The sequence below is a fragment of the Chitinophaga silvatica genome (genome assembly GCF_003419895.1).
Taxonomy (GTDB): domain Bacteria; phylum Bacteroidota; class Bacteroidia; order Chitinophagales; family Chitinophagaceae; genus Chitinophaga; species Chitinophaga silvatica.
This window is the reverse complement of sequence record NZ_QPMM01000011.1, coordinates 351,838-378,740: the sequence shown is the minus strand read 5'-3', so window position 1 is coordinate 378,740 and position 26,903 is coordinate 351,838. Positions and strand designations below refer to the sequence as shown.

General features: G+C 41.1%; 18 protein-coding genes and 1 tRNA gene. 10 read left to right on the top strand and 9 right to left on the bottom strand.

The features are described from left to right. Positions 1-461: 461 nt before the first annotated feature. The gene (locus tag DVR12_RS21120) at positions 462-1,298 is read left to right on the top strand and encodes a hypothetical protein (protein WP_116977780.1); all 837 of its coding nucleotides are present in this window, start codon (positions 462-464) and stop codon (positions 1,296-1,298) included. A 177-nt stretch (positions 1,299-1,475) separates the two neighbouring features. On the opposite strand, the gene DVR12_RS21115 is transcribed toward DVR12_RS21120, so the two are convergent. The 5 genes from DVR12_RS21115 to DVR12_RS21095 form a co-directional block, all read right to left on the bottom strand. After that, positions 1,476-1,548 (bottom strand) — tRNA-Lys (locus DVR12_RS21115). A 73-nt stretch (positions 1,549-1,621) separates the two neighbouring features. Beyond that, positions 1,622-3,268: a hypothetical protein gene (locus DVR12_RS21110; protein WP_116977779.1), complete on the bottom strand. Its 1,647-nt coding sequence runs from the start codon at positions 3,266-3,268 to the stop codon at positions 1,622-1,624. A 207-nt stretch (positions 3,269-3,475) separates the two neighbouring features. Then, positions 3,476-5,938: a glutaminase family protein gene (locus DVR12_RS21105; protein WP_116977778.1), complete on the bottom strand. Its 2,463-nt coding sequence runs from the start codon at positions 5,936-5,938 to the stop codon at positions 3,476-3,478. A gap of 202 nt (positions 5,939-6,140) precedes the next feature. Next, positions 6,141-6,746: a pseudouridine synthase gene (locus DVR12_RS21100; RefSeq protein WP_262511923.1), complete on the bottom strand. Its 606-nt coding sequence runs from the start codon at positions 6,744-6,746 to the stop codon at positions 6,141-6,143. A 3-nt stretch (positions 6,747-6,749) separates the two neighbouring features. Then, positions 6,750-7,898 (bottom strand): putative sensor domain DACNV-containing protein, encoded by a 1,149-nt coding sequence (locus DVR12_RS21095; RefSeq protein WP_199417164.1) that lies wholly within the window; start codon positions 7,896-7,898, stop codon positions 6,750-6,752. 225 nt (positions 7,899-8,123) lie between these two features. Here DVR12_RS21095 and DVR12_RS21090 point away from each other — a divergent pair, with 225 nt between their 5' ends. From DVR12_RS21090 to DVR12_RS21060, 7 genes are all read left to right on the top strand, one after another. Next, complete coding sequence (locus DVR12_RS21090; protein ID WP_116977776.1) at positions 8,124-8,702, top strand: RNA polymerase sigma factor; 579 nt, start codon at positions 8,124-8,126, stop codon at positions 8,700-8,702. A 45-nt stretch (positions 8,703-8,747) separates the two neighbouring features. Next, entirely contained in the window at positions 8,748-9,896 is a 1,149-nt protein-coding gene (locus DVR12_RS21085) for a FecR family protein (RefSeq protein ID WP_116977775.1), read from the top strand. 212 nt (positions 9,897-10,108) lie between these two features. Beyond that, entirely contained in the window at positions 10,109-13,495 is a 3,387-nt protein-coding gene (locus tag DVR12_RS21080) for a SusC/RagA family TonB-linked outer membrane protein (RefSeq protein ID WP_116977774.1), read from the top strand. An 18-nt stretch (positions 13,496-13,513) separates the two neighbouring features. Beyond that, on the top strand, positions 13,514-15,367 hold the full coding sequence (locus tag DVR12_RS21075) for a RagB/SusD family nutrient uptake outer membrane protein (RefSeq protein ID WP_116977773.1): 1,854 nt from the start codon (positions 13,514-13,516) through the stop codon (positions 15,365-15,367). A gap of 24 nt (positions 15,368-15,391) precedes the next feature. Next, a complete protein-coding gene (locus DVR12_RS21070; protein WP_158563328.1) occupies positions 15,392-16,549 on the top strand; it encodes a DUF5000 domain-containing lipoprotein in 1,158 nt (385 codons plus the stop codon). 50 nt (positions 16,550-16,599) lie between these two features. Then, complete coding sequence (locus DVR12_RS21065; RefSeq protein WP_158563327.1) at positions 16,600-17,766, top strand: DUF4998 domain-containing protein; 1,167 nt, start codon at positions 16,600-16,602, stop codon at positions 17,764-17,766. 120 nt (positions 17,767-17,886) lie between these two features. Beyond that, positions 17,887-18,588, top strand: coding sequence for a CDGSH iron-sulfur domain-containing protein (locus DVR12_RS21060; RefSeq protein WP_116977770.1), 702 nt, complete (start codon positions 17,887-17,889; stop codon positions 18,586-18,588). Positions 18,589-18,622: 34 nt separating this feature from the next. Here DVR12_RS21060 and DVR12_RS21055 read toward each other — a convergent pair whose 3' ends face one another. The 4 genes from DVR12_RS21055 to DVR12_RS21040 all read right to left on the bottom strand — a co-directional run bounded on the left by DVR12_RS21055 (position 18,623) and on the right by DVR12_RS21040 (position 23,509). Next, a complete protein-coding gene (locus DVR12_RS21055) occupies positions 18,623-19,660 on the bottom strand; it encodes an MlaD family protein (protein WP_116977769.1) in 1,038 nt (345 codons plus the stop codon). A 3-nt stretch (positions 19,661-19,663) separates the two neighbouring features. Then, positions 19,664-20,437: an ABC transporter ATP-binding protein gene (locus DVR12_RS21050; protein WP_116977768.1), complete on the bottom strand. Its 774-nt coding sequence runs from the start codon at positions 20,435-20,437 to the stop codon at positions 19,664-19,666. A 3-nt stretch (positions 20,438-20,440) separates the two neighbouring features. Further along, positions 20,441-21,235: an MlaE family ABC transporter permease gene (locus tag DVR12_RS21045; RefSeq protein ID WP_116977767.1), complete on the bottom strand. Its 795-nt coding sequence runs from the start codon at positions 21,233-21,235 to the stop codon at positions 20,441-20,443. Positions 21,236-21,466: 231 nt separating this feature from the next. Beyond that, on the bottom strand, positions 21,467-23,509 hold the full coding sequence (locus tag DVR12_RS21040; RefSeq protein ID WP_116977766.1) for a TonB-dependent receptor: 2,043 nt from the start codon (positions 23,507-23,509) through the stop codon (positions 21,467-21,469). An 81-nt stretch (positions 23,510-23,590) separates the two neighbouring features. On the opposite strand from DVR12_RS21040, the gene DVR12_RS21035 reads away from it, so the two are divergent. Both DVR12_RS21035 and DVR12_RS21030 read left to right on the top strand, forming a co-directional pair. After that, positions 23,591-24,205, top strand: coding sequence for a putative periplasmic lipoprotein (locus DVR12_RS21035; protein ID WP_147323505.1), 615 nt, complete (start codon positions 23,591-23,593; stop codon positions 24,203-24,205). Positions 24,206-24,235: 30 nt separating this feature from the next. Beyond that, positions 24,236-26,701, top strand: a complete 2,466-nt coding sequence (locus tag DVR12_RS21030) for a YfhO family protein (protein WP_116977764.1) — start codon at positions 24,236-24,238, stop codon at positions 26,699-26,701. The last annotated feature ends 202 nt before the right edge of the window (positions 26,702-26,903 follow it).

Sequence of the window (26,903 nt, the reverse complement as noted above, 5' to 3'; positions counted from 1 at the left end):
GGTGACACTTAAAACAAGGTCAAGGATCTTGTTCATTCTAGAATTCGCGCGCAACACATTATCATTGTTCTCTGTGTTCGCAGCCAATCGACGTTTTTTACGTCGATTGGTTTGCAGGGCTTTAGCCCTTTTGTACATTCTCGGCATTTTAAAAACAACTTCCTTTTTAAGCAATTTCGCACATCGCTGAGGAAGTATATCTTTAAATCCGTACCATTAGATTGGTACGGATTTTTGTTTTGTGCTTACATTAACACCTTCAAAGATATTTCTCTTTGTTCATTCCAAAAAATAAATTTTGCTAATAATCTTGTCTAAAAGCAAAAAAATTTAGCAAATAATCTCTAACCGTTTCAGTAACAAACCTAGGTAAATTTAAGTGGCTCCCATACATAAAATATATACGGTATTCAACTTCAGATAATTCTTACATTTATGGTAAATAAACTAACGAAAGAAAAATGGAAGATCGAGAGTATTATGCCATTAGAAAAGGATTTACCAAATTCGAGGATATAAGCCCTCAAATGTTTAAGAAGGCATTTTTATTAGTCTATAGAAATCTTTTTGATGCTGGATATTTTCAAAAGTACTTCGGCAATGATTGCACTGATGGGCGAATTGATGGAATTCTTGGTAATGACATTTCAACGGCAATCTTTCTTAAGGTCGGAAAGGCTTACGATTGGCCAATTTTTAGCCATATTGATAGTTACTCGGATGTAGATATTTTTACAATGATTGAAATTCTTCATGATTGTTGTTCTAAGCCCATAGATAGTCACTATCATAATTGGAATGATTGTGGAATCCATGTTACAAAAGCCGATGACGACTCAGGAAGAAAAGAATTCAGAGATGTAATAAATCCAATACTTAAAAAATTTAGAAATCTGGAAATCTCTCCTAAAGGGGAAATTCTTGAATGTACAGAAGAAGGCTTCGAGGCAATATATGCTGCGCCTATTCCTACAAATGATGAGGATAATATAAAAAAGAAAATTTCTGCGGCGATAATCAAATTTAGAAGAGCAACTGCCAATTTAGACGAAAGAAGGGACGCATTGAGAGATTTGGCTGATGTATTAGAGTATCTCAAGCCGCAGATAAAAGGTGTACTTATGAATAAAGACACAAATGAACTCTTCGAAATAGCAAATACTTTTGGTATAAGGCATCATAACGTTAGACAAAAGACTGACTATGACAAACCCATTTGGCACTCCTGGATTTTCTATTGTTATTTGTCAACTGTTCATTTGTGCTTAAGACTCATTGAGCAACAAAAAAAGAGTTAGTTATTTTAAAGGCCTTAATTATTAGTGAGTAAATAGTCCTAAGTTTAGTAACTTAGTAAACATCCGTTAGCCTTTATAAAGTAGAGGAAGAAATTGAAGTTATACAATCGGAACTCGACCAAAACCTCGACTAAAAAAGAAAAACCCGCGCTAGGCGCAGGTTTTAAAGTAAGTCTGTGATCCCGTTGGGACTCGAACCCAAGACCCATACATTAAAAGTGTATTGCTCTACCAACTGAGCTACGGAATCTTTCCCTGAATCGGGAGTGCAAAAGTAGGAAAAAGAAATTGAAAACCAAATATTTATCTAAGATTATTTTGAATTAAAAGTTAAACTCCCTCTGCCGAATATTCATCCTAAAGCCTAAAGTATAGAAAAAGACATTAGTTCTGTAGGTCGTATTTAGGTCCAGGAAGGTGTTGGGAATAAGTTCGTAAGAGAGGTTTAGAGCGGCGTAGGTAGTTTTTGTAGGGATACCGCTACCGATAAAGAATCCATAGTCTCTGGGCCTGGTGTTATAGCTACGGAATACATCACCACCCATGTTGAAACCGGCAGAGTCGAGGCCCTGGAGGTTATGCATTAGTTTACCGGTAATGTATAAACGAGGAACAGGCTGATAACGTAGAATTCCAATAAATTCTTTAAGGTTAGCTCCCATTGGATGGGCTAAAGGTTGGTTATAGTGTGTAAAATTGGTGGTAGAGTCATAGTTTGTGTAGGTAAATGGACGAATGTAATTAGCTTCAAATTGCAGGTCGAGGTTTTTAATATTAAAGACATCGATATATTTCAGGCCAAGTTGAAAGGCTTGTTTATTGGCAAAATTGCCTTTTCTGTAATGGAGCACTTCTTTAGTTACAAATTCATTGATTAGTAGTTGTCCGTATACCTGAACAGATTTTGCGATGTTGGCTTTTACTTCAAATCCTATATTAGCTTTTCCTACAGAACCCAGTTGTTGTTCTATCGATCTGTAAAAAATAACAGGGTTTAAGTAACTCAGTTGAAGTCCATGGCTGCCATCTTCCATAATATTCTCATAAAATCCAAGATTCAACCATCGGGTAACCTGGAGAGAAAGATGATGCATCATCATATAGTTCTGCGGACGGAGTTCTCTTTGTAAATGAAAAGGTGGAAATGGCGCAATTGTTTGGGAAATGATATTCTCGTAATCAAATTTCCAGATTCTTGTACTAATACGGAGGTACAGGTAATTGCTGCTGAAATCACTTAAAAACAGGCTACGGTACCCATTTCCGATGAATAGCTTATCATAGGCAAACTGGATATCAAAATATTTGGCTGCATTAAAGAAAATACCTCCGCGGGCATCAAAGTAGTCGTAAGCGTTAGTACTGAAATCCTTATAAAATCCAGCTCCAGGCACCGCATCATGTTTAGTAACAAAATCCCTGACGTAGGCAGGATCCCGCTCCTGGTTATCTGTCAGGTAGGTATAAAATCCAACTTTGTTGGCAATCACACCCCTTAAAACAATGCCTCGAGTATTCTGGTAAATACTGCCAGTTCCATCGTTGGCAGCACCATATTGCAAGTTAAGAACCGGATTAATGGTAAGTTTAAAGTCTGGTACATTCACGGCATAAAACGCTCCTGGCCTGCGATAAAAAACACCTAGTAAAGGCTTACGGGTATAAACATCATTTGAAGACCACTCCCAGTTATCAGAAAGCATTTGCCGAATATTATATTTATCGGTTGGGGTGAGTCGAAATGGTAACAATCCCTTCTGATCCATAGAATCTATCCATTGCACCCTTTCCGTCATTTTTTTTCGACTGTATGGCTTAAAAGAGGTAAATCCAAGAAGCGTATCATTCTGTGTGCGTATATCCAGCCGGTCGAGGAGGTTATATTGTTTATTGCCTAAATCAATATTATCTGATTGTGCAGCAAGAGAAAGTGGAAACAAGAGAAAAGCTACCCAGTAAAGGTTCTTCATAGTTTTAGCTATTTGACAGGCAGTCAAAGATAGAGCGTTGCAGGTAGCACTGAGATTATAAAATGATTAGAAAATAAAAGGCTGACTAATAGAATTTGGTCAGCTTACCAAGACTCCTGGCTGAATTGGGGATTTTACAGATTGAATTGAAAGAGGAGAAGACTAAAATAAAAAACCCTTCCGGTTAGGGAAGGGTTTTATTTGTGATTATCGCTTTGCGCTTGCCGGCAAAGGATTAAACTTGGCTTGTAACATCTTCATGAAATATCCTCCTACTACGCTTCTGGCCTGAAATCCAACCATTTTCCCATTGGTTGTTTCGTGCCAGTCGCTCAATGGTACACGTGTAGGTGTTTCCGTTGCATAACGATAAAGCGGATTGATTAAAGCATCAAAATCGTTATTGTTATCTGTTAATACTGCCGTCCACATAATCCAATCGGATTTGGTGTAGGTCTTACGGCTATCCAGCGGTAAGCCATAGTTTTCCTGACGGGTCAGATAATAATTAATTTCTTTCTTATAGACTTCAGGAGTGAATAGATTGAAGTTTAAAACTTTATCCCAAACCATGTTATATTTCTGGCTCCAGGTATTTTTACTTTCAAATGCTAAAGAGAAGTGATCTCCATCATTTGCCAGTTTTACCCAGTTTGCAGCCATTTCCTTAGCAGCTCCTTCGTATTTGTCGGCTACGGCACCAAGGCCCTGCATGCGTGCCAACATAGCATAGGAACGGATTCCGGCAATCGCTTTTAAAGAAAGGTTGGTATTGCGGGCCAGGTGACCAGCAAAATCATCTGTACATAACTGATTAGCCGGATCAAATCCTTCTTTCATCAGGTATTCGGCCCAGGTTGTAAGTGTGTTCCAATGCTTCTTTGCATAATCTGCATGTCCTTCTGCTCTGGCAATCGCACCAGCCAATACAAGCATGTTACCGGATTCTTCTACTGGCATACCTTCTCCGTATACCTGACCGTTAGCCAATGGATAAGTACCCAAATCATGTGCAGCATATGGTTCTTTGAAGTTTCCACTTTCGGAGAAATAGAAAATACCATTCATCATTCCTTTCAATAATTCAGGATTATACAAAAGGAATAAAGGTGCCGACGGATAAGTTACATCCACAGTATTGATACAGCCATTACTGAAGTTTTCTTTTGAAAGAAACAGAATCTCGCCTTGCGGACTCTTCGCCAGTTTATGCGCTGAAATTGCTTGTCGGTAAGCCAGTTCGCATAATTGAGCATACTTCTCTCCTCCTGCTGCTACTGCATCTTTATACAATTGTTGATTGAATTGTTCGCATTTGCTGAGAATTTTGCTATAATCATTAAATGCTGCATTCAGTTGCTTATCGATAGTTTGGGTTGGATCTTCTTTCCACCAGGCTTTAAGATTGGTATGGAAATACTGCAACGCATAAAGATCATCATATCCCAGCAGGAACAACTGTTCTTTCGCAGTAGCATCTACTTTACCCAGCTTTACGGCGGTAGCCAGCATTAATTGCTTCTTGCCTCCGGCCGGGGCTTTCTTATTATTTATAAAGGCATCTTCTGCACCTTCGGCGGTAGAGATATATTGAGTTGGATTTGTGGCGGAAGGAGTAGCAACATACATATATCCCCAGTCGATTCGCAGATTATCCCCTTTCTTTTTTAATACAGGTTGTTCAACAGAACCAGCTTTCAATACAGATAAAGCACCTGTAGTATATTTCGAAGCAGTAACAGGTTGACTCGGCGTATTAACACTGATATTTGAAGAAGCACCAAAAAGTACTTCTACCTCATGAGATGCATTATCGTTTGCAGCTACACTGTAAGAAATATATGATACAGGGCGGGATAATAACATCAGGTCGTCCATTAATAATGGAGAGGTGAATGTTAAACTAACATCCACTTTACCGCAGTTAAAGGTGTATTTAGTTTGAGTGGCATTAATCTCAACGTTTCTTTGTATGCCTTTTTCAGCCAGGTTAATGGCAGGTACTTCAGCAGAAATACCGGCATCCAGGAATGCACCGCCTGCAGTATTTTCTACATGAATGGCCAATACGTTTCCCTTGTTCTTTAATTTGCTCTTTGCGGCATCAGGGATTGGGATATACCGGCAGTCGTTATGCCATCCCTTATGTTTATAGATCTGTTCTCCATTCAGATATACTACAACGTTATCATCGTGCCCAATTTTCAGAAACAGGTTGGTGTTCAGATCTGCCAGATTAAATGTTCTTCTGGTATAAAGATCATGGCTTCTCCAGAGCGTTCCTTTTGAAGTTTCATCATCACTAAAAGGGGCCTTACCATTCTTCCAGGCTTTATCATTAAAATCATTCAGCATCCAGTCGGTAGCCGGAGTAGATTCAGTATATTTTACCTGGTAATCATTTTCATCGGAAGTTGGGAGAATAGCATTGTAGTGCGTTTCATTTTGCCCTAATACCTGATAAGTGGTACCATCTACTTTCACCAGGCCAATCAGCGATTGTTTAGCTCCTGTCCAATGGTTGGTAGTACTGTTGTTAAGTGCATCGGTGGCCGACCAGATGCTGAAATAAGGATCGTGAGTGATCAGTGGATAAGCAGGAGCCTTCTGCTGCGCTATGGCGCCTGAGCAAACGCCCAGGATTCCTAAGGTAGTTGCTAATTTCCTCATAAAGGGAATTTATAAAACGATTAAGCGTATTAAATACATTTTTAAATGTAATACATCTTTATTATGAATCATAACCGTTCATAAAAAAAACGCAGACCCTACTTTCGCCTTGGAGGCCCTGAGAAGCCTTTTCAGTACGTTTTCGGATCTGCGTATATCTTAAATGATTTTGATGCAGGGAGCGCAAAAATACACTTTTATGCTAATTTTTCACCGGGTAAGAAATGTTTAATTTGGAGAAAAAATAGTCTTCCTGCAACTCTTTAACCTCACCAGGCAATAGCTGATCCAGTTCCAGGTCTTCTATAGAAACGCGTATCAGCCGTTGACAGCGGTGCTTTAAAGCACCTACCATTTTTCTAATCTGGTGGTATTTCCCTTCTGTAAGTGTAATCAACAACCAGGTTTGTGGTGCATCAATGGGCAGCTCCCCCGGCCTATCTGCCAGTGAAGCTGGGCGTTCCACTATTTCTACATGAGTAGGTTTGGCAATATAATAATCATCATTACTTATCCTGATTGGTACTCCACTCCTTAATTTTTGTAAGGTAGATGCGCTCATTTTCCCTTTTACCCTTACCAGGTAAGTTCGGGTATGTGGCTTTTCTCCACAGAACAAGAGTTGTGTAACAATTTTATTGGTAGTAAGGATCAGTAAACCTTCCGAGTGATTGTCCAGTCGTCCAATCGCATGTGTACCTTCCGGAAAATCGAAGGCCAGATCACCCAGCAAACGGACAGGTACAGAGCTTATAAACTGCGATACCATTCCAGTTGGCTTATTTATAATGAAATATCTATGCTTCACGTCTTATAATAACAATACATCAATTCTATGAGCCTGTACCAGCTGCTGAAGATCCGACCAGGTGAATACTGTAAAATAACCATCCTGAGATGCAACTAAGGCGATACTGTCTCTCTGATCATGAACAAATTGGGCGGCCGACAGATGTCTGGTGCCTCCAATTGCTGATGGATGGAGTAATAATGGAATCCCGTCTTCCACGGGTTCGGTCAGTAAAACCTGTTCGATGGCCGGAGCATCTTTAGCTCTTGCTATTTTAGCACCAAAAGCCAGGAGCTCCTGTTTATCGTTGATGATGGTGGCACCGTCTACCGCCGTAAGTCCGGTAATATTTTCCACCTCCCTTCTCAATGCATTCTGCCAGTATATTTCAGTGACGCTTTTACCATCGAAGCGGAGCAGATCGGCTATCCCGGAAAAAGCCGGATTAATCGGATATTGTAAAGGATGGATAATTGATTCTTTCCAGGCATCGGAATAACTGGGGGTTACCAGGAGGATACCACCACGTTTATGTGCCCGCATAGAAACAGCTATCTGAATCAATACATTCACACTATTGTTCCAAAGACAGGATTTAGTTACCCCCAACAGGGATTGAAGAATTAAAGGGCTATCTGGTAGTGAACCACTGTCTTCATTCACTACCTTCACCTGATCACCTCTTAATACGGCAACATTGGTGAACTTTCCTAATCCGGCCAGCCGGCGGTGTTTTACAACCAGTAAACCTGGTTCTGAAACATCCAATACAAAGGACAGATTAGGTAAACGGATAGTGGTTCCCCAGACATATAGATCGTCACCCTCCGGCCATACTCCAATATGGATTCCGGCACGTTCAACTCCGGGAGCCAGTTTGGTCAGTAACTGAGGGGTGAGCCTGATAGGACGCTCAAACAATAATGGTTTGCCTGCCTGTGAAGGCGGCAGAAAGGCAATTGATATACGAATTGGTATTCCTTCTTCTTTGCGCAAACTGGCCCAAAAAGCTACATCGATTATTTTCTCGACCTGCCTGGCAGTTGGAACTACGGCCAAATCATCTTCTCCATTCTCCTTAGCGGCAACCAAATGCTTTTTTAAATGCCTTTCTATCACCGGGGCTACCTTCGCAGCAGCCTGATAAGTGGGTTCATGAATAATATCCATACACTATGCTATAACTTTAATCGGGGATGTAGTAAATTAACCCTTACACCACGTTTTATGCTAAATTAAGTCATTTTACAATGTTCCTCACATCTCCTTATCCTCGTTTTTACAGTATGTAGTAACAAAGTTGACAAATTAAGTTAAAATACTATTAATGGTAGCGAATTTACGGTTAACAGGTAAATACTTAATAATGTAATTTTCTCATTCTTGTAACCACGTATGGATGTGAACAACTATAATGAAAGAGCCTTATTGCAAAACCTGGCTGCCGGTGATGATCAGGCATTCGCTTCAGTATTCCATCACTACCGCCAACGCCTCTACGCAATAGCATTCAAACTGCTGAATTCTCCGTCAATGGCCGAAGACATTGTTCAGGATGTATTTTTAAAACTTTGGCTTCGCAAAAAAGAGTTACATGAAATTCAACACTTTAAAGCCTACCTTTTTACCATAACCAGAAATCATATCTTTAATGCATTAAAGAAAATGGCCAGAGAGCAGCCAATAGAAACAGACTGTTATACCGACCATATCATTGACAGCACATCAAGTTACAAAGAGTACGAAAAAATCCTGCAGCATGCCATATCCAAATTACCTCCGCAACAGGAGTTAATTTATAAACTTAGCAAAGAAGAAGGATTAAAACGCCATGAGATTGCAGACAAACTACACCTTTCTCCGGAAACCATTAAGGTGCATTTAGCCCATGCCATGCGTAATATCAGAGCCTTTTGTCTCACGCATATGGACCTGAATATTTTTCTGTTATTATTTTTTTTCTACCAGGACTAACCCATTCTCTAAACTCAGTTGTCTCATTTACTAAATAGCTGATTCATGTCGGTATCTCGCTTCCGCTTTTTGTTCAAACGCTACTATTCTCATACTGCCACATGGGAGGAGCAGCAGGAGTTTATGAAACTTCTGAAGGAAGCAGATTTTGATGATGAACTAAAGCAATTATTGGATGAATTATTGGAGGAAGAGGAAATGGATAACCTGATGTCGGACGACTCAGCTTCCGCCATGCTTACGAAAATCATGGAAGTAACGGCAATAAATAAACGTAAACGTATCCCTACTGCCAGAATAGCCTGGTGGGTGGGCAGCGCGGCAAGTTTATTATTGCTTGTATGGTGGGTAACCACTCGTCAGCCTTCCACGATATCACAACCCGCTTTAGTATCAAATAAAGTCGTTTCCGATACCAATACCAATGCACGATTAGTATTAGGAAATGGCGAGGTAGTTGATCTGGAGCATAATGAAAATGATTCTATCCTAATTCAGCAAGGAGTAGCTGCCAGTAAAACCCATAACCAGTTAGCTTATAACAACAGTACAGATCGTATACCTACTATCAATACAGTATATACGAATAAAGGAGGAACCTATAGTATTATTCTTCCTGATGGAACCAAGGCCTGGCTAAACACTGCCTCTTCCCTAAGATTCCCTACTTCATTTACGGGAGATTACAGGGAAGTAACAGTAAAAGGAGAAGCATATTTTGAAGTAGCAACAGATGCAGCTCATCCTTTTATAGTAAATACATCCCGGGGTAAGGTAACAGTATTGGGCACACGATTTAATGTTAAGGCATATGAAGAAGAAGAGAATGAATATACAACCTTGTTACAGGGTGCGGTTGCCATTCATAATGGAAATAATGTTAAAAAGTTGGCACCCGGGCAGCAGGCTTTAGTAAGCAAATCAGATAATATATTAATAAGAGAAAAAGATATCAACGCTGTAATGGCGTGGAAAGACGGACGTTTTGAGTTCGATGATAATATTCAGGTAATCATGCGGGAACTGGCAAGATGGTATAATGTTGAAGTAAAATATGAAGGTACTGTCACCTCCCGCTACTATGCAGCAGGATTTTCACGACATGAATCTTTAAAGGATATTCTTCAGCAGCTGGAAGAAACGGGTAGTATTCATTTTTCAATAACAGATAAAACAGTTACAGTAAGTCCTTAAGCTCATCATGAGGAGCAACCGGATTTAGTCAACCAATTTCAAACTTTAATTATTTCAATCCTTTTACGGCATAACAAGTATTGAGCATGTTATATGCTCCTACCTAAGCCATGCCATTACCGTAAAAAATTCCACTTCAAACTATGATGCAGACTCCTATGGTCGGGCAATGGAACCGGCATGTTTATCACAAACTAAAAATTCTACATTTTATGAAGCTAACTTTACTTTTGTTGCTAGCTACTGCACTACAATTAAAGGCAGCCGACACAGATCAGCATGTAACCATACACGTAAAGGGGGCTACATTGCTGGATGTAATCAAAACTATCAAAAAGCAAACTACCTATCAGTTTGTTTTTGATCTTCAAATGATAGAAAACTCCAGACCTGTTAGTTATTCTATCGAAGCTGCGCCTTTGGAAAGAGTATTGAATGATATTTTTAAAGATCAGCCTCTCACCTACACAATCATCAAAAAAAATATCATCATCAAGAAAAAAGCAATTATCAATTCTACAGTTCCTGAAACCGCCAGAATTAAGATTAAAGGTCAGGTAACGGAAAGCAGTGGTAATCCGATGGTAGGCGTTACTGTAGTGAATAAAACCAGTAAAACCAACGCCCTGACAGATGATGTCGGCGTTTTTTCAATCGAAGGAAATATTGGTGACAGCCTGCAATTCACCATGGTAGGAATGGAACCTGTTACAATCCAGGTAAAGAACGATAAGCTGATAAAGATTGTAATGCACCCTAAACTTTCTGATGTTAATGAAGTGGTTGTAGTTGCCTATGGTACACAGAAGAAAGCCAGTATGGTAAGTGCTGTAACATCTATCAATCCCAAAGAGCTGAAAGGCCCTACCAGTAACTTAACTACAATGCTCGCAGGTCGACTATCCGGAGTTATCTCTTACCAGCGCAGCGGAGAACCAGGCAGAGATAATGCCAGCTTCTTCATCAGAGGAGTTACAACCTTTGGAACAGGTAAAGTGGATCCATTAATTCTGATAGATGGAATGGAATCTTCTACCACCGATCTGGCCCGTTTACAACCCGACGATATTGCCGGCTTCTCTATCCTCAAAGATGCTACCGCCTCCTCACTTTATGGCGCCAGAGGTGCCAACGGAGTGGTATTGGTAAGTACTAAATCAGGTGTGGAAGCCCCAACCAGTTTCAATGTACGTTTTGAAAATTCCCTGTCAACCAATACCCGTAATTTTAAATTTGCAGATAATATAACTTATATGCAACTGGCCAATGAAGCAGTATTGACCAGAAACCCACTGGGTATTACCGAATATCCTCAGTCAAAAATCGATCACACAGCAGCAGGAGACGACCCACTAATATACCCGAATAACGATTGGATTAAGTTACTGATCAAAGATTATACTAATAATCAACGTACCAACTTCAACGTTAAAGGAGGTGGTAAAGTAGCACAGTTTTATATTGCAGGAACCTATAATATAGATAATGGTATTCTGAAGGTTGATAAACGTAATAATTTCAACAGCAATATCAAACTAAAAAATTATTCTCTCCGCTCCAATGTAAATATCGACTTTACTCCAACTACCAAAGCAATCGTAAGAACATACGGACAGTTCGACGATTACAGAGGACCAATTGGTGGTGGCGAAGGTCTTTTTAATCAGACTATGTGGGCTAATCCTGTTAAATTCCCGGCCGTTTATCCAGCCAGTTTTGCTCCCCAATTCAAACATCCTCTATTTGGTTCAGCATTCAGACCGGGAGCAATCACCGATCCCGGCACCGGAAGTAATTTATTAAACAATCCTTACGCCAATTCAGTTGCAGGATATTCTCAATACAACAGTTCCAATCTTCTCGTACAGGTAGAATTAAAACAGGACCTCAAATTCTTTCTTCCCGGTCTCACTGCCAGGATGATGGGATATACAGAGCGAAACTCCTACTTCGATGTTAACAGGGCTTATACTCCTTACTACTATTCACTTAGCTATGATATGTACACCAAGGAGCCCAAACTCACTCCTCTAAATACAAATGGTACAGAATATCTGAACTATGGACCTGGCAGGAAAGATCTTAATACCGCCACTTATGTGGAAACCGCGTTGAATTATAATACGCAGATCAATAAAGTCCATAATGTATCAGGCATGTTAATCGGTATTTTCAGGAACTATCTTACTGCCAATGCCGGAACCCTGCAAACTTCTTTGCCTCACAGAAACCTGGGGCTTAGCGGAAGATTTACCTATGATTATGATTCACGATACCTGGCGGAATTAAACTTTGGATACAATGGTTCCGAACGTTTTGCCAGCAACCATAGATTTGGCTTCTTTCCTTCCGCTGGTTTTGCCTGGAATATCCAGAACGAAGAATTCTTTAAACCCTACTCTAAGATCATTGATAAGCTGAAAGTACGTGCTACATATGGCATCGTAGGTAACGATCAGATTGGAGATGAAAATGACAGGTTCTTTTATCTTTCAGACGTTAATATGAATTCAGCCATCAGAGGGGCTTCATTTGGTGAAAAAAATGGTTTTTCCAGTCCGGGTGTGAATGTTACAAGATATGAGAACAAAGACATAACCTGGGAAAAATCATATAAAACCAATGTGGGCCTGGAAGTCAATTTATTTAGTTCCTTTAATATCCAGGCCGATATTTATAAAGAGCACCGAACAAACATCTTAATGCTCCGTACCACTATCCCAAGCACAATGGGGCTTAGTTCCTACACTCAGGCTAATGTTGGAGAGGCAGCCGGAAAAGGGGTAGATATCGCACTCGACTACACGAAAACAATAAAGAAAGATGCCTTCATTCAATTCAGAGGTAATTTTACCTATGCAACCAACAAACTCCTTGTAAACGAAGAGCCGAAATATGCGGAGGCTTATCGTTATGCTGTTGGTCAGCCTATCTTCCAGACTTTTGGATACATTGCCGAACGTCTGTTTGTTGACGACCGCGAAGTAGCCAACTCTGCATATCAAAACTGGGGGCAGGAAGTACGGGGCGGAGACATCAAATATCATGATGTAAACGGTGATGGTAAAATTACGGATGCAGACAGAGTACCAATTGGGCTCCCTACTATCCCGGAAATCACATACGGATTTGGTGTATCCATTGGTATTAAAAGCTTCGATCTAAGTTGCTTCTGGCAAGGATCTGCCAGATCTTCCTTCTTCATAAATCCAATCAATATTTCCCCTTTTGTTGCTAATGATGCAGGCGAACATGGTTTACTGAAAGTGATTGCAGACGACCACTGGAGTGAAAGTAACAGAGATCTCTATGCATTCTGGCCCAGATTAAGTAATAGCTTCACCTACAACAACACCCAAACTTCCACATGGTGGATGAGAAGCGGTGACTTCCTCCGCTTAAAAACTGTTGAAATGGGTTATACAGTTCCGAAAGCATTACTAGACAGATTTCGCATTACTAACCTAAGGATTTACGCCAATGCTTTCAATTTGTTCACGATCAGCAAGTTTAAAACCTGGGATGTTGAAATGGGTGGAAATGGATTGGGATACCCTGTTCAAAGGGTAGTAAACATGGGTATTAACCTGGGCTTCTAACAATTTCAATCTACGATTATGAAACGCTTATTAATTATACTTTCTATATTGCTTACACTGGGCAGCTGCAGAAAATTCCTGGACGTAGTTCCGGATAATGTGGCCACTATTGATAATGCATTTACGATGCGGCAGGAAGCAATTAAATATCTTGTTACCTGTTATTCCTACCTGCCGGACGATGGAAATCTTTCAACCAATCCTGCACTACTGGCCGGAGATGAGTTTTGGATGGAACGGCCTTATGGTACCAATGAAGATCCATGGCAAATTGCACTTGGTTTCATGAGTTCAAATCTTATTTATCTAAGCTCCTGGAACACCAACTATGCTGCATTAAGGGATTGCAATATTTTTCTTGAAAACATCCATAAAGTTGTGGATATGCCTCAATACGAGAAGGATAGATGGAGTGCGGAAGTAATGTTCCTTAAAGCCTACTATCATTGGTTACTGGTACGTATGTATGGCCCTATCCCCATCATTGATAAAAATCTTCCAATTTCCAGCACCGCAGAACAAACACAGATACCAAGAATGCATGTTGATTCGGTATTTAAATACATTGCAAATCTGCTGGATACCGCTGCATTGAACCTGCCTGATGTAATTGCAGACAGAGCTACTGAGTTGGGCCGCATTACTAAACCAATTGCGCTAGCCATTAAGGCAAGAGTATTGGTTGCCGCCGCAAGTCCATTATATAACGGGAACCAGGATTACGCCGGGTTTAAAAGTTATGACGGGTCGCTCCTCTTTAATCCGGCCTATGATGCCAACAAGTGGAAAGTAGCTGCTGAAGCATGTAAAGCCGCTATCGAGCTATGTGAAAAAAGAAATATCCAGCTATATCAATTCTCACAACTCGGTATAACGTTATCGGATACACTAAACAGGCAAATGAGTATTCGTAACAGTATATGCGAACAATGGAATGCAGAAATCATCTGGGGTAATCCGAATAGCTCAACCTATCAGTTACAACGCTATTCCATGCCTCGACTGGATCCTGCCAGAATTGGCAATGAGATTAGTCTTGGTTCCGTAGCCCCCACTATGAAAATAGCTGAATTGTTTTATACCGATAAAGGTGTTCCGATCACCGAAGATAAAACCTGGGATTACGACAATCGGCTACAATTACGGGTTGCAACAAAAGCTGAGGGTGAATTAATTCAGGAAGGATATACCACGGCATCCCTGCATTTCAACAGGGAACCAAGATTCTATGCAGATCTGGCTTTTGATGGTGCAATGTGGTACATGCTCAATGGCTTGTATCATATCGAGTGTAAAGCAGGGCAATGGCAAACCAGGAAGAATATCTATGATAATAACGTTACCGGATATTTCAATAAAAAAGCTGTTAACTGGAAATATATTATTCAGGAAGGACAAAATATTTATGTTGAACAATATCCATGGCCGGAAATGCGCCTGGCCGATTTATACCTGCTCTATGCAGAAGCTTTAAACGAGCAAAATGGACCGGCACCGGAAACATTCGTATACATAGATAAAGTCAGAGACCGTGCGGGCCTCGAAGGTGTACAGGCTTCCTGGTCGAAATACTCCAAAAATCCCGGTAAGTATAATACCAAAGAAGGACTACGTCAGATCATCCAACAGGAAAGGCTAATCGAACTGGCAATGGAAGGAAGCAGATTCTGGGATCTGCGCCGATGGAAGAAATGTATAGAGGAGTTAAACAAACCGGTTAGAGGATGGGATATAGATCAACCTGATCCGGTATTCTATTATCGTATCAGAACCAGAGCCAGACAAAGCTTTCAGACTAAAAACTATTTCTGGCCACTAAGTTCATGGGATTTGTTAAACAATCCTAAGCTGGTGCAAAACCCTGGTTGGTAATTGCTCACTTTAAACCTAATCATGATGAAAAAACAGTCATTACTGCTACTATATACATGCATACTATTTGCCGGTTGCAAAAAGGAAGAACATACTCCTGTAAATGCACCTGGCGATAAACCTGACGTGATTAAAAACGTTAGTGTTACCAGTCTTCCCGGTGCAGCCAGAATCACCTATACCCTCCCTGATAATAAAGATGTTTTATATGTCAAGGCACTTTATAAAATCAGGAATAACGAAACAAGAGAGATCAGATCCTCCTACTATAACAATTTCCTGATAACAGACGGATTTGGAGATACAACAGAACATACCATTACACTATATGCAGTTACAAGAGGAGAAGCACAATCAGATGCTGTAACTACAGTAGTGAAGCCTCTGTCTCCACCCGTTTTGCTGGTAGCCCGTACTTTAAAAATCAGAGCCGATTTCGGAGGAGTGAATATTGCTTTTAACAACGAAAGTAAAGCTGATATTGCCATTGTTGCCTTATCCAACGATTCTTCGGGAATCTACGGAACTGCCGATGTCCATTACACCAACCGCGAGAGTGATAGCTATAGCCTCAGAGGCTATGCGGCAGAAAAGCGGAAATTTGGCTTCTACATTCGCGACAGATGGGGTAATCAGTCTGATACGCTGACAGTAGAACTAACACCCCTATACGAAAAACTGCTGGATAAAACCAAGTTCAGGGAAGTAAAACTGCCGGGAGATGTAGATTATGGCTGGGGCCTTCCTATTTCCAATATCTGGAACAATGCATTGTGGCACTCGGCAGATAAACTGACTGGTATGCCAATGTGGATCACCTTCGACCTGGGGGTGACTGCTCAACTAAGTCGTATTGGGTTATGGCAACGACCTAATGAATGGATCTATCTGCAAAATAATGTCCGGCAATTTGAAATCTGGGGATCAACCAACCCCGCATCGGATGGCAGCTGGGGCAGCTGGACAAAATTAATCGAACATACAGTTGTGAAGCCATCAGGCTTACCGGTCGGACAGGTAAACCAGGCCGATAAAGACGCCGCTGCCGCCGGAGAACAGATGGATGTGCCTTTAAATGCACCGAAGGTCAGATATATCAGGGTTAAAATTCTGCGTACCTGGACCGATGGCGGCTATGCAGCCAATATTCAGGATATGAAATTTTGGGGGAACGACCAATAATGATCATCTACAATTCATTCAATATGCGTAATACATATAAACTTTTTTACGTGTTAAGCCTCTTACTGATAGTGCTGGCATGTAGAAAACAAGACGATTATAAAAAGTACCTGGGAAACGGTGAGATCAGATATACCGGGAAGGCCGACTCCCTGCAGGTACATCCCGGTAGAAACAGAGTACAGCTTACCTGGCTGCTGTTTGCCGATCCTAAAATCAACCGGGCAATTGTGTACTGGGATAACCGTAAAGATTCCATGATTGTAAATATTAAACGCGGAGAAGGTATAGACACTATTCGCTGTTTTGTGAACAACCTGGAAGAAAGAAATTATACTTTTGAGGTCTATAATTTTGATGTAGATAATAACATCTCTGTACGAACCGAAGCATCCGGCTTTGTATTTGGCAGTTTATATGAAGATGCATTACTCAGCAGAGCTATTACAGGATCAGATTTTAAAGGTGCGGATGCGGAGATATCGCTTGCTGATATTGATACCACCGGCGGTATAGTAGCCATGCAAATCAAGTACACAACAACCGACAATAACCTGCATGATACCGTGATTAAGTCAATCGGTAAGGACCAGAAGATAATCTTACCTGATTATCTTCCCCTTACCCCCTATCAATGTCGCACCCTCTATCTGCCAGATACATTGGCGGTTGATACTTTTCACACTGTATTTGAAACCAATTATATCAAATACGATGTAACCAGCCAGTATATCCGCAACCCGGGAAATCCTTTTGAATTGGATAATTCAAAACCTTTCGGGGGCCGTTTCGGACAGCTAAAAGATTGGCAATACAATGCCGAAGCAGAGAAAAATGGCACCTACGATAATATCGACGGCCAGGGACGTATGACCCTATGGATCTGGGGAAATGGACCCATCAACAATGGGAAAATATACCAGACCTTCACCTTGCCTGCCGGTAGTTACAGATTTGGAGCAGATATATCAAATATAGATGGCACATTGGAGAATACCTGGCTCACAATAGCAGCTGGTAAACAGTTACCGAATATTGAAAATATAAATACTGCATTAAATGCAGGTAGGATTGTAAATAAAAACACCACCTCTATTAATGCAACATTTACATTAGAAACCGATACTGAAGTAACTGCAGGGTTGGTAGGCACTTTCTCTAACCCTACCGAACAAACGATAAGAATAAAAAGGGTATTTCTGATAAGAGAAAAATAGTTGGTTTTAATTTTTTAGGAACAGTGAAACCACGGAGGGTAGGCTTGTCCTACCCTTTTTTATTACGGTAGTTCAAACAAACCAGGGAATTAGTTGTTTTTTGCTAAAAAAAGCAAAACAATGAAACCAGTTCCCGGCCTTCAAGTAAAAGTTACCCTGAATGGGCCATACGAAGTTGTAGGAGTAGTTCCTGTTCGTATGGAAACAATTGGTACCAACCTGCATAGCGAATCTGTAAAATGGATTCCCGGAAAAACCTTCACTCCCAACAGCCAGCCATTTTATCTGTGCAGATGTGGTCATTCAAATAAGAAACCATTCTGCGACGATACCCATAAGAAGATCAACTTTGATGGTACTGAAACAGCCGGGCATACCGACTATATAGATGATGCCGAATTACTGGAGGGGCCAACAGCACTTTTAACAGATGTGCAGAAGCTATGCGCATTTGCCAGGTATTGCGATCCTAACGGGCAGGTATGGAGTATGGTGAATGATACAGATTCGCCCCGGACCAGGGAACAATTTATAAAACAGGTAGGCGAATGTCCTTCCGGCAGGTTAGTTGCCTGGGATAGAGAAACTAAAAAGCCTATAGAACCCTTATTATCTCCTGAAATCGGAGTGGTAGAAGACCCGGCTAAAGGGTCCAGTGGCCCATTATGGCTACAGGGGGGTATTGAGGTAATTGATGCAGATGGAGTGCCTTATGAAGTCAGAAACCGTGTTACGCTGTGCAGATGTGGAGCTTCCAACAATAAACCATTTTGCGATGGCTCTCATGTATCTACCGGATTTAAGGATAACATTCAACCATAATATTCAGGCGTTAGTTGTTTGTAAACCTAAACAACTAACGTCTAGCTTTCCTGGCGGCCTTGCGTGCTGCCTTCTCTCTTGCTTTCTGCTCTTTTTGCTCTCTTTCGGCCTGGCGGCGGAAGAAGCCCCGGAAAAAGAAATTGCTTCTTAATGCCAGCATATTGGTATCCAGTTTTTCTGTACTGGCCTGTAAATTCAGCATGGTGGCTTTCAATGCATCGGCAAAAAGAGTATCATGTAAGATCATCCCGGCAGTTGCCTGTTGATCTGCCAATCCTGTTCTGACCCCTTCGCTGGCAGCCTGCAACTCAGCAACTGCAATGTTGGCCTGTTCAACCATGGTATTAATATCATTACTTGCTCGTCTCAGATTCGCGAAAATGGTGGTATCTGTAACCAGGTCGTTAGCAAGAGCGCCTTTAGTATGCAGTTTGGAAGCATATAAGGCCAAGGCATCTGTTAATCGCTGAGTATTCGTTGCCGTTACTTTTAATCCGGCTACTGCGCTATTGAGATTATCATATACTGCATCGTCCGTCAAAATCTTTCCCATGGAGCCTTGTCCATCTACCATTCTTTTAGTGATTACTTTTAGATTATCCGTAATCGTTACAAGACTTTTGTTGTTCGTTTGGAGAGTCGACATAATTTCATCTGTACTTAGCCCGCTTCCTACATTAAGCGTATCACCGTCTTCAATTAATGGCATGTTGGTGGAACCGCCGGTCAGTTGAATCATCTTATTCCCCATAAGTCCTTCTGAGCTAACGGTAGCCACTACATCTTTATGCAGGTATGGTGTCGCACTTCTATCAATATTCATATCTACCTGTATTTCATTCGCGCGTAGGAAACGTATTTTCTTTACAGTACCTACTTTAACACCTGAATATTGTACATTTCTACCGGCCGCTAATCCTTTTACATCTTTAAACACAGCACTAACATGCAAGTTATTGCTGAATAACTGTGTTTTTTTTCCCATCATGAATACAGCTGCAATAAAAATCACCAGCCCGAGAAATACGAAGACTCCAACGATAACGGCTCGTCTTTTTCCAATTTCTTCCATAGCTTATTGAATAAAATTATAGTCGTAAAAACTCTTAACAAGTCCTTTCTGGGCACTGAACACCTCATCGAAGGTGCCAATGGCAATAAAGTTTCCATCATCCATAACTGCCACCCGATCTGCCACCGTTTTAGCACAGGTCAGATCATGGGTGATCACTATTGAACTGGTATTAAATCTTTCACGAACACTCACAATTAGGTTATTCAACTCTGTACTGGTAATAGGATCTAACCCTGAGGTGGGCTCGTCATACAGCATTATTTCAGGTCTTAATATTAATGTACGCCCTATCCCAATCCTCTTTTTTTGTCCACCTGATAATTCTGCCGGATATTGATCAATCGTCTCCGGCAGACCTATTGCATCCAATACAATACTTACAGTTTTCTCTATCTGTCCTCTGCTCATACTTTTGTTATTCCGCTTCAGAGGAAAGGCCAGATTTTCTCTCACCGTCATACTATCGTATAAGGCACTACTTTGAAAAGAAAAACCGACTTTCAATCTCAGTGCCCTGAGATCGGGATAACTCAAACTATTCACATCTTCTCCTAAAACTGTAACTGTGCCCGAGTCTTGTTGTAACAGGCCAATTATTATTTTAATAAGTACAGATTTTCCTGTTCCTGATCTACCCAACACTGCGAGATTTTCGCCCTGGTACAGATCCAGATCTATCCCTGTTAATACGTGTTTATCGCCGAACGATTTATACAAATCCCGGATCCTGATAACTTCATTTTCCTTGAAGATATGATGTTTACTGTCTGTCATAAGTTATCGGATTGAATTGAAGATGTGAACAATAATTACCTCTTCTATGAAGATTAAAAACATGGAAATTACCACCGAAATGTTTGCTGCCTTTCCTACACCCAGTGTGCCCTGGGTAGCATGAAAGCCCTGGTAACAGCTTACTACACCAATCGTAAATCCGTAAACTATTGATTTGGTTAAAGCTGTTGTATAATCAAGGAATGTAATCTGTGTAAATGCATTATCAAAGAAAGCGACCAAACTGGTTTGTTCATGCGCATGTACATCAAAATAGGAGCCCATACAGCCAATTAGGGCATTGTAGAACATGAGGATAGGCAAACAAACGGTCATGGCTATAACCCTGGTTACAACCAGGTATCTGAATGGGTTAATAGCGGAAACTTCCATTGCGTCTATTTGTTCGGTTACTTTCATGGATGCCAGTTCAGCTCCGATACTCGATCCTACTTTACCGGCGCAGATCAGAGCTGCAATCAATGGAGCCAATGCCCTTACCACTGCTATAGCTACCAGGGACGGTAGCCAGGCCGTAACTCCAAACTCTGATAAAGTAGGACGCGATTGTTCAGTAAATACTACTCCGGTAATAAATCCCGTAACGGTAACCAATGCCAATGATTTATATCCTACCTGGTAACATTGATTGATAAATTCGCCCCATTCAATAGGAGGACGCACGGCCTCCCGGAACAGACGGCGTATAAAATTGAAAATATTGTAGAAATGAAGGAAAAAGCTGTCGATTTTCCCGGTTATTAGTGGTTTTTCCGATTTTCCGTTAGTAGAATTCATCTTAGTGCAAATGCTTACACTAATTACAAATCTGTGCCGCTTTTGTTAAATACCACCCATAAACCTGGGCATAAATAGTAGATTATAGGGCAAGAACCCGGTTGGGAAGGAGAAAAAAAGTAGGTCGACCAGCCAATGCCAATCGACCTGCTTTTGTTTAATTTTTTTTAGTTTGATATTAAGAGTGGAGATGTGTTCTCATAACGGTCAATTCATTCCACTATCACTGATTTAAAATCGCATAGTAAGGCCTCCGAAATAATTTCTGCCAGGAGCTGGATTATAAAACCTGTTTCCTACTGCATTCAGGTCATTACCCAGACTGTAATTCGTATTTAACAAATTATACGCTCCGGCATACACTGAAACAGGATAACGCATCCGGAGTGGTAACTGCCAGTTGATATTAGCCTGCAATAAGTGGTAACTATCAGCAAAAAAAGTACTACCGTCATCCAGTGGAAGTCGACTGGTATAAGTATGCTGAACATAAACGGATAAACGGGAAGGCAGATTAAACAATAAACCACTTACCAATACATTCTGAGGAACACCTGTTACCCGGTTGCCGGAATAATTCTTCTGGCCTATGATATAATCGCTAAAGCGGAAATGACTGTAGGTATAGCCTTCTGTCCACTTCAGACCACGTAGCAATGAGTGCCCTCCGGGTCTTATTATCCAGAACGTACCCTGTACTTCTATTCCTTTTTGCTTAACTCCACCGGCATTTACATAATAGTCGTTACCAAGGCTATCCACTCTCCTGACTATTGCATTCTGCATTCTGTAATAAAAGAAAGCCATATCAATGGATGCACGGCCAGTTCTGGTAGCTGCCCTGATTCCGGCTTCATAGTTCCATCCGCTCTCAGGCTCTACGTCTTTGCTGGCTACTGCGGAAATCTCTTCGGTAGTTGGAGGAGAATAACCACGGCTCACGGTAAGTCGGCCTGTTATCTGCGGTGCAAACAGGTATGACAATGAAATACGCGGCATCAGCTGAGGAGTAAAACGAACTTTCGTTTGATTACCGCTATGGTAGAAATACCTGAAATAGTTCAGACTGCCGGCAGCTTCAAAAGTGAAACCATTAGCCATAGCCTGAAAACGGGTAAAGAAGAAATGCTGATCGGCTGTTAATTTATAAGCTCTTTGAATGGTATCTCTGACTCCCTGGCGATTTCCATATTCAATGGCATCGGTGGTTGTTTCCTGCCATTCCAGTCCATTCAACCATTTCCATTGAACCAGGCTATTACGATGCGGATCGTTTTCCCATTGCAGGTAGGTTCTCACTCCCGCCGTATTCTCATCCCGCACTTCATATTTCGTAATAAATGGATTCTCGAAATGTGTGGTTTCCCCAAAAACAGCCAATACATGCTTTAAACGAGGGGTAAACTGAGCTTCATGCACCAAACCTCCCTGGAAAGTACGGTTATAAATACCTGCTTTCTGACCCACGGCACCTGGAATGGTTGGGGTACTTGGCCGGGCTTGTTTTGGATTGGCCTGACTTTGTGCAAGAGTTAAACCTCCTGGTGTCAGATACGACAAGTCCGAATAAAATGCCAGTAGTTTAAGGGTATATCCCGGCCTATACTCCCAACGTTGGGTAGTTTGAGTATAGGAACGTTTCATATTAGTATTCTGACGATATCCGTCGGCTCTTTGATAGCCCTGAAAAACCTGTAATTGATAGTTGTTCCATTGTTGCTGAAAATTGAGGCTTCCATGAAAAAGCCCGTAGCTTCCGCCCTGCAGGTTTAACTGAACATGATGTGTATCTGCCGGTAAAGGTGCTAATGATAATCTTACAATCCCGCCAGAGTTGGCACCAAACATACTTCCATCTGGTCCTTTCAGGATTTCAACGGCATTCACTGCATTCTGATCTACCAAGTTAAGATAGGTATTACCGGTAGCGTCAGTCAAAGGAATATCATCAGCATATATACGAACGTTCCTAATCCCGAATGGAGACCGTAACAGGCTACCTCTGATAGATAATCTGTAACTACCAGGTGATCTTTCCTCCATTCGTACTCCCGGAACTGTATTCATAGCGGGTAATAGAGAAGGTCCTTGCTGCAATTGTAAATCTGCCGGCGTGAGAATACTCACGGCAGTTGGCACACGTTGTAAAGATGCCCTTGAATAATAAGATTGAACTACTACCTCTTTGAGTAATTGAGATGTATCCTGTTGTCCTTTTACTACTCCGGTGACCACCAACAAGGTACCGATTAAAAAGCCTGTCTGTCGTCTCATGCCAGAAAGATAGAAATTATTTAGGATGGAAAGAAGAGATGCAATTAAACTGTTATATTTACGCTCTTCATGCCAAGCTATATGAAAAAAAGTCTGATAATAATAGGAGTAGTGTTGACAGGATGTAGTACAGTACCCACTAATACCCAGGTAAAAGATTCTGTTTCCGTAGTTCAAAATCCAGCTGTTACCGATTCTGTTGCAACCCCGGAGGAAGACATCCGCACTTATGTATCTGATACTATAACCGGAGATTTCAATGGTGATGGGAAAATAGATTCCGCCTGGATGAAGCTTACCAAACAAGGGTATGGTAACCCGGTGGAAGACGGGGTTCCGGATGAATACACTGTTTTCTTTTCTGATACATCCTTATCCGGCATTAAGATAGGTTGCTGTGAAGCTATTCTTATCAACGAAGGCGATTTGAATAAAGATGGGAAAGATGAATTGAGTACCTATCAGGCATCTGAAAATGGAAATACTTATCGCATGAGTACCTGGACCTTCGGTACCGGAAACTGGCAACCTTTGTTTAAGACCTTTTTGATTCCAACAGGTGGTGATTATATTCCACTGAGTGAAATTGAAAAAAGGGTATTTATGCGGAATGATAGTTTGTTTTATTTAGATTTCGATCCTAATGATGAAGGCTTCAGAACAGTGGAAGTACCTATCAATTTAAATTCAAACTAAAAAATAAAAATATAAGAAAATCAGCAAAATATGAAGCCTGTTTGGTATAAAGCTTTAATGCCACACCTGTTAGCCATCCTAATTTTTATAGGAATTTCATTTGGACTTTGCAGCCCGGTTCTGGAAGGAAAATCACTGTTCCAATCAGATATGATGCACTACAAAGGCATGCAGAAGGAAGCGCTCGACTACTATGAAAAAACCGGAGATCTTCCATTATGGAGTAATAGTATGTTTGGTGGTATGCCAACCTACATCTTCTACTCCGGCCCGTCTGCCAATAAGTTAGGCCTGGTGAATAAAGCAATGACGCTCTTTCTTCCCAACCCGGTAGATATGTTTTATTTGTTGATGATAGGCATGTACTTATTATGTTGTGTGATAGGATGTAAATACTGGATCAGAATTGCAGGGGCAGTAGCATACGGATTGGCAACATTTACCATTATAAGTATAGATGCCGGTCATATTACCAAAGTAATGAGCATGGCATATATGGCTCCTGTACTGGCAGGAATAATATTAACCTACAGAGGTAAATATCTCCTTGGTGGATCATTAACCCTCCTGGCCACTGCACTACTCATTTATAATAATCACCCACAAATCGTTTATTATACCCTCATCATAGGCGTTTGCCTGTTTATTGCAGGATTGGTAAATGCATTCCAGGAAAAAACATTATTACCATTCGCAAAAGCAACTGGTACCCTCATCATCGCAGCCGTATTGGCAGCCATACCTGCAATGGATAATCTGATGGTGATGAATGAATATACCCCATATACCATCAGAGGAAGCCATTCAGAACTGAAATCCGACAATCCATCAACTGGCAGCAAAGGACTGGATATAAATTATGCTTTCCAGTGGAGCTACGGACAGGGAGAAACATTCACCTTATTACTTCCTCATTTATTGGGTGGTTCTACCAATGAAAAATTATCAACCTCTTCCAATACGTACAAAACGTTAATAGACATTGGAGTTCCCCAGGTACAGGCCGAAAATGCCATGAACAACGGAACATGGCAACTATATTGGGGTGGCTTGCCTTTTACCTCCGGCCCTGTATACATAGGGGTAATAATCTGTTTCCTGTTTATACTTGCTCTATTTATTGTTGACAGCTGGCATAAATGGTGGCTGCTTGCAGCTACACTAATTGGTATTGTTTTAAGCTGGGGCTATAACCTGCCAGGATTAAATAACTTCCTGTTCAACCACCTTCCGCTATATAATAAATTCCGTACTCCAACCATGGCCCTGGTAATACCTCAACTTACCATGGTAACCCTGGCGGTAATGGGATTGCAGGAAATTCTTTACGGCAATAAGGAAAAGAAATTCCTCCTGCAACATCTAAAAATTGCAACTATAGTTACCACTATACTCATTGGTCTTATTGCCTTCGGAGGCTCTATGCTTTATCGCTTCACCGGCCCGGGTGATCCGGCGTTGATGAACAGGTATGCCCAAATGTTAGGCGGAGAAGTAAATGCAGCAAGACTCATGGGCGCCATCCGACAAGACCGGGCCGCTGCATTATCGAACGATGGACTCAGAGCCTTTATCTATCTGCTCTTATCGGTAATCCCTATCTGGTATGCTTTAAAAGGTAAACTGAAAGTCAGCTACGCTACCGGAATTGTAGCCCTATTGATAGTGGCAGATTTATTTACTATTGGTAAGCAGTATATGAATGAAAGCAATTTTTCAGAAGACTTACAGGTAAATAAATATATCACTCCATCGGCTGCCGACCAGCAAATCTTACAGGATAAAGATCCATATTACCGGGTTTTGAATGTAACAACCAATCCGTGGCTTGATGCAAACACCTCTTATTTCCATAAATCGGTAGGCGGACAGAGCCCTGCCAAACTCTGGATATATGAAGACCTGATTCAGCATCAGTTATCTAAAAACAACATGGCTGTATACAACATGCTAAATACCAGATACTTTATAGTACAGGATAATAAAACGGGTCAACCGGTGGCACAACGGAACCCTGAAGCCCTGGGTAATGCATGGTTTATTAAAGGCATTAACTGGGTTCCGGATGCCAATTCAGAGATGAGTGCACTGGATCACTTCAATCCGGCAGATACAGTGGTTATAGATCAGCGCTTCAAATCTACGGTTGGCGATTTTTCACCGTATGCAGATAGCAGTTCAAAGATTACCTTAACGGAGTATAGCTTAAATCAACTGAGCTTTAAATCTCAAAACCAGCAGGAAGGATTAGGCGTCTTCTCTGATATTTATTACCCGGCAGGTTGGAACGCCTATATTGATGGAAAATCAACCCCGATTCTCAGAGTTAACTATGCACTACGGGGGTTAAAAATTCCGGCAGGACAGCATGAAATCCTGTTTAAGTTCAAACCAAAGACATTCTTTACTGCCAGGAAAATCAGTGGAATAGCCTCGATTGGCATTATGGCACTGGTAGTAGCGGGGTTTGGATTGTCGGTTTGGAGAAAAGAATAGATAGATAAATAGGACAAAACCAAGGGTTGAATTAACTCAACTGTGATTGATAAATTTCTTCTAACGTAAATGCAAAATGCTATTAAGTTTAGAGGAAGTTAATTGAATATTGAATCCAATTTAAAGGATTGATTTCCTTTATCGTAGGCAGGGCGGGGGCAAGCCCCGCCCCTACAGAGTTTAATCAAAATGATGTTTTCTT